The sequence below is a fragment of the Bradyrhizobium sp. genome, from assembly GCF_052389815.1.
Taxonomy (GTDB): Bacteria; Pseudomonadota; Alphaproteobacteria; order Rhizobiales; family Xanthobacteraceae; genus Bradyrhizobium.
The window spans coordinates 1-4,644 of the sequence record NZ_JBQTHN010000035.1 but is presented as its reverse complement, the minus strand read 5'-3'; the positions used below and the strand labels follow the sequence as shown (position 1 = coordinate 4,644).

Genomic DNA, 4,644 nt, shown 5'->3' with positions numbered 1-4,644 from the left:
GACAAGCCCGGGCAGGCCGAGACGACAGTACGATGACGACACTCCCGGAAAAGCACTTCGTGCCCCTCAACATCGCCGTGCTGACGAGGTCGGACCCCCGTTCGCTCGCGGACGACAAGTCCGGCACGACGCTGGTCGACCGTCTCACTGCCGCCGGGCACAAGCTGGCGGCGCGCGAGATCGTCACCGACGACGTCGAGGCAATCCGTGCAGTGGTGAAGCGATGGATCGCTGATGAAGGCATCGACGTCATCATCACCACCGGCGGCACCGGGTTCACCGGGCGCGACGTCACGCCGGAGGCCGTCGAGCCGCTGTTCGAAAAGCGGATGGATGGATTCTCCATCGCCTTCCACATGCTGAGCCACGCCAAGATCGGCACATCGACCGTGCAGAGCCGCGCGACCGCCGGCGTTGCCGGCGCGACCTTCATCTTCTGCCTGCCGGGCTCGCCCGGCGCCTGCCGCGACGCCTGGGACGGCATCCTGGCCGCCCAGCTCGACTACCGCACGCGGCCCTGCAATTTCGTCGAGATCATGCCGCGGCTCGACGAGCACCTGCGCCGGCCCAAGGCGAAGGGGGCGTCGGCGTAGGATGAATGATGAGAATGTCTGGTATCGCGTCGAAGACTCCAAGACGATCAGGAGCACTCCGATCGACCGCTTCCGCAAGATCGTGGGCGACGTCTAGCCTTCGGCTGCCGAAGTTGGACCATGCGCCCAATCGCCCTTGGAGTGGATGTTGAAGGGAGCTGGGGATGACTCTGACGAGCGCCGCAGCGAGCGCCTAAAGCTGGTCGCGAACTGGGCCAATACCATCGCCACGGCCGTCATCACGGTCGGAACCTTCGTCCCGCTTGGCCAGTTTGTGTTCGGGATCCTGCCCAAGGACGTCGATTTGGACCTGGTTTACGGCGCGGCGCCCCTTTGCCTTGGCGCCGGCGTCATCATACATTTGGGTGGTCAGTGGACCCTGGGAGGCCTGCGATGACCAAGGCACAGATTTTCGCGCTAGCCATGCCGCTCCTGACGGCCGCGGTCGTCTGGGCAGTGGCGGTGGGCACCCGCAGGCCCTGGGCGGAAAACCAGGCCGAAAGTGAGGCGATGGGTCTGGCCAACGCCACCAGAATCATCACTGCGGAGGACCAGATAAACCGCGTCGTCCAGGCGATCGATGAGGCGAGCAGGATGGCGCATAAGGCCCAGAGCGATCTTCCCAGATTGCGAGTGCCGACGTAGCCCGGCAACTGCTGACCGGAAACCGCAGCTCGTTTGTCTTGCACCGTCATTCTGGGGCGCCTCGCGGAGGCGAACTTTGCGGCGCAGTTGCGCCCCTGAGAACCTCGAGATTCCCCGATGCGCAATGGCGCATCTGAGGTCTGGTCCTTCGGACCATCCCGGAATGACCCGTTTGTTACAGCTTCATCTCCCAGGTCTCGCCGACGAGATCGACGCCAAAGCTGTGGTGCGGCTCCTCCTTGACCCGGCGGAAGCCAAGCGCCTGATAGATGCCGCGCGCGGCGAGCAGGATGCTCTGCGTCCACAGCGTCATCTCCTTGTAGCCCTTCTCGCGCGCCCCGCGGATGCATTGCTCGACCAGCGCGCGGCCGACGCCGAGCCCGCGCGCTTTTTTCTCCACCAGCAGCAACCGCAGCTTTGCGACCTCGTCGCCGCCGTTCACCAGGAAGACCGAGCCGAGCGGCTCGCCGCCAGCTTCCGCGATCCAGCAATGCTCGCGCGCAGGGTCATAGTTCCTGATGAACTGCGCGCAGATCTCGGCGACCAGCGCCTCGTAGCTGATGTCCCAGCCATATTCCTCGGCATAGGCCTTTGCCTGGCTCGAGATCACCCAGCCGATGTCGCCGGGCCGGTGGCTGCGCATGATGAAGGCGGCCGGCCTTTCCGCGGGCCGTTCCAGTGTCTGCTCGATCGTGGTCATCGCACGCACGACGGCCGCGCGCTGGGTGTCATCGAGCCCGGCGAGCAGTGTGCCGACTTCCTCGCGCGAGCGGCGCTCAAGCTCGGCCTGGGCGATGCGGCCCTTGGCGGTCAGCGAGAGTTCGTTGACGCGTCCGTCGTCCTTTGACGGTTTTCGCGTCACGATCTGGCGGCGCTGCAGCGCCTGCAAGGTGCGGCTGAGGAAGCCGGGATCGAGGCCGAGGTCGCGCGTAAGGTCGGTTGCGGTGCAGGCCGGGCGATGCGCGATCTCGTAGAGGATGCGCGCCTCCTGCAGGGTGAAGGAGCTATGCAGCAGCTTCGGCTCGATGATGCCTAGCTTGCGCGTGTAGAAGCGGCTGAAGCCGCGGACGGCATCGATCTGGCCGGCGAAATCATCCAGGGACATGACACACCTCATTATTTGCCATTGTCAATTAATTATTTGACTTTGGCAAGCATATCTCCGTGTCAGCTCTGCCCCGTTCTGGCTGAAAGCCGCGTGGCGGGTCGGCTGAAGAGAGAGTGGCTGCGCAATCTGGTCTAGAATATTCCAGTCAGATCCCGACGACCATCGACGACACGGACGATCTCGACCGCGCCGATCGGCCCTTCATCGGTGTCAGGGTCGGTACGGTACAACAGCAAGTACGGCGCCTCGACGAGCATCCGCACGGATGGCCGGATGTCGGACCGACGCACGCCCATGCGTGGCTGCGTCCTCAGCAACTCTGCCTTGGCTTCGATGCGATCGAAATAACGCTCCGCAGCCGCGGGCTGCTCAAGGCCGATCATCACGTAGATTTCCAACAGGTCGGTACGAGCCTGGTTCGACCAGACCAGTTCAACCGGCACTGCCGGAAGCTTTCTTCGCACCCTCGAGCCGCTCGCGGGCTTCCTTGCGCAGCTTGTTCATGTCCAGCTCGCCGGCAGTGCCGCTGGCTACGCCTTCATCCCACATCTGCCGCAGGCGCTTGATGTCTGCCTGGCGCAGCTCCCGTTTCAATTGCCAGTCGCGCACAGCCTCGCGCACGATCTCGCTCGTGGTCGCATACTCACCAGCATCTACCGCTGCCTTAAGCGCAGAAATCTGCTCGCTTGTGAGCGCAACGCTTACTTTCTCAACGGATGCCATGCGGACCTCCACTCTGCTATGAGAGCATATATTACTACTTCTTGACCCGTCAGACAATTGCCTGCGCCTCAAGTCATTGAACTATCTGTATTATTTAATCGGACGGTGGGTGTGCGAACCGCTTGACGAGCATGAGAGCACAAACAGGATTCCGGCTCATCATCTACTTTGCATGGGGTTGTTTTCGCTATTTTGAGTCCAGGCCCTGCGAGCTCGTCAGCTCTCGCCCGGTCCCGGCCTCAGGCCACCACCATGATCCGGCTGCGCAGCAGCGTGCGGGAGGAGCGGCCGAGCTGGCGCAAGAGACGCGCCTCGGAGCGGCGGGCATCCGGCCGGTAGCCGCCGAGGCGATCGTAATGCTCGCGCGCGATCAGGAGGCCCTGTTCCGCCGAGGGGCCCACCACCATGCGGGCTATAGCCTTGAGACCGTCGCGCAGGCGGCGCTCCGCATAGGGCGAACGGGCGTAGCGGAACACAGCTGCCCGCGGCCGGCCGCTATTGGCGACGCCATTGATGAACTGGCTGGTCTCCTCGATCCAGCCGGAATCGAGCACCGCACCGGCATGCAGGAACATCAGCCAAGGCGAGCGCGCCTGGCGGGCTCCTGCGGCGAGCGCAGCGGCGCGCGTTCCCTCGAACTTGAGGAAGCGGCAGCCGGCGACGTCCGCCACCCGTTCGATCACGCCATTGCCGGCCCGGTCGACCAGCAGCACCTCGCGGATGACGCCCGCGGCGGCGCCCGGTACCAGGGCAGCCAGCGTTGCGACGGCCGGCTGCTCTATCCCTTCGGTCGGAATGATGACGCTCAACATAAATGAGGCTTCGGTGGCTCAAGCGGTGAAAACGCCGCACTGTTACCACCTTGTCGCAATCAAAACAGCCGTTTGCGTGCAGTTTTTTGCGGCAGGTTCGAGCCCTCGGCGGCCGCGGCCGTTTGCTGGTCCAAGGACGACAGCCGCACCGCCGGCCACATTTGCCAAAGCAGCGAAAGACGCCGTTACCGCGAACGAGGCCATCTGGCGAGGCTATGGGCGGGGTTGCTCGAGCACGATCCTCCTACCCCCGAAACCGTTGCCGCACACTGGGCATAGGTCGCGAAATTGCATTGAACGACTTCGCCCCCCATGCCGTAGGTCCTGGCGCAGAATGCAGCATTGGCGTCCGCGCGGGCGGCAGTGGGAACGGCAGCGCTGGCGGCGACTGCGAGCGCAGCAGCAATCAAGAGTGTCCTGGGCATTTCGTTTCCTTGAGGTCCGTGTTGGCGACCCCGGAAGTACGGCGCCGGAAACGGCGCGGTTGCTGTGAACACGCGAATGTGTGTTCTTGATTTGTTCTCACGACGTGTTATGTTCTGGCCATGAGCCGAGCATCCTCTCATGCCCTCAGGCACCCGCCGGTGACAGTGCCCTCCGAACCGGCGGGTGCGACTCCTTTTCCCGAGATTGCGGTCGCGGTCGACCGCGAGCGTCGCCGCGGCCGCGGCGCGCCATCCAATGCCACGGGCCGCGACGAGGCCGAGGCGAGGGGCGCTTTAGACGACGGGTGGCAGAGCCACGAAGTGCGGCCGCCCGTCCA

Annotated in this window: 8 protein-coding genes and 1 pseudogene; 4 read left to right on the top strand and 5 right to left on the bottom strand. The window is 64.2% G+C overall.

All coding sequences use genetic code 11. The features are described 5' to 3' along the window. The first annotated feature begins 32 nt into the window (after positions 1-32). The 3 genes from moaB to ACT4OC_RS07915 all read left to right on the top strand — a co-directional run bounded on the left by moaB (position 33) and on the right by ACT4OC_RS07915 (position 1,238). A complete protein-coding gene (gene moaB, locus ACT4OC_RS07925) occupies positions 33-593 on the top strand; it encodes a molybdenum cofactor biosynthesis protein B (RefSeq protein WP_444838419.1) in 561 nt (186 codons plus the stop codon). A gap of 145 nt (positions 594-738) precedes the next feature. Continuing rightward, a complete protein-coding gene (locus ACT4OC_RS07920) occupies positions 739-990 on the top strand; it encodes a hypothetical protein (RefSeq protein ID WP_444838418.1) in 252 nt (83 codons plus the stop codon). After that, positions 987-1,238 carry a hypothetical protein gene (locus ACT4OC_RS07915; protein WP_444838417.1) on the top strand — a complete coding sequence of 84 codons (252 nt, stop codon included), beginning with the start codon at positions 987-989 and terminating at the stop codon, positions 1,236-1,238. Before ACT4OC_RS07920 ends, ACT4OC_RS07915 begins: the two co-directional genes overlap by 4 nt. 175 nt (positions 1,239-1,413) lie before the next feature. Here ACT4OC_RS07915 and ACT4OC_RS07910 read toward each other — a convergent pair whose 3' ends face one another. From ACT4OC_RS07910 to ACT4OC_RS07890, 5 genes are all read right to left on the bottom strand, one after another. Next, positions 1,414-2,343, bottom strand: a complete 930-nt coding sequence (locus tag ACT4OC_RS07910) for a bifunctional helix-turn-helix transcriptional regulator/GNAT family N-acetyltransferase (protein ID WP_444838416.1) — start codon at positions 2,341-2,343, stop codon at positions 1,414-1,416. Between the two features lie 134 nt (positions 2,344-2,477). Beyond that, on the bottom strand, positions 2,478-2,789 hold the full coding sequence (locus tag ACT4OC_RS07905) for a type II toxin-antitoxin system RelE/ParE family toxin (RefSeq protein ID WP_444838415.1): 312 nt from the start codon (positions 2,787-2,789) through the stop codon (positions 2,478-2,480). After that, on the bottom strand, positions 2,779-3,069 hold the full coding sequence (locus tag ACT4OC_RS07900) for a ribbon-helix-helix domain-containing protein (RefSeq protein WP_444838414.1): 291 nt from the start codon (positions 3,067-3,069) through the stop codon (positions 2,779-2,781). Before ACT4OC_RS07900 ends, ACT4OC_RS07905 begins: the two co-directional genes overlap by 11 nt. A 239-nt stretch (positions 3,070-3,308) precedes the next feature. After that, complete coding sequence (locus ACT4OC_RS07895) at positions 3,309-3,881, bottom strand: glycosyl transferase (protein WP_444838413.1); 573 nt, start codon at positions 3,879-3,881, stop codon at positions 3,309-3,311. A 185-nt stretch (positions 3,882-4,066) separates the two neighbouring features. Beyond that, positions 4,067-4,306: a DUF3551 domain-containing protein gene (locus tag ACT4OC_RS07890; RefSeq protein WP_444838412.1), complete on the bottom strand. Its 240-nt coding sequence runs from the start codon at positions 4,304-4,306 to the stop codon at positions 4,067-4,069. A 120-nt stretch (positions 4,307-4,426) separates the two neighbouring features. Between ACT4OC_RS07890 and ACT4OC_RS07885 the strand changes: the two are divergent. Further along, positions 4,427-4,644: pseudogene (locus ACT4OC_RS07885) on the top strand (PA0069 family radical SAM protein); the annotation flags it as partial.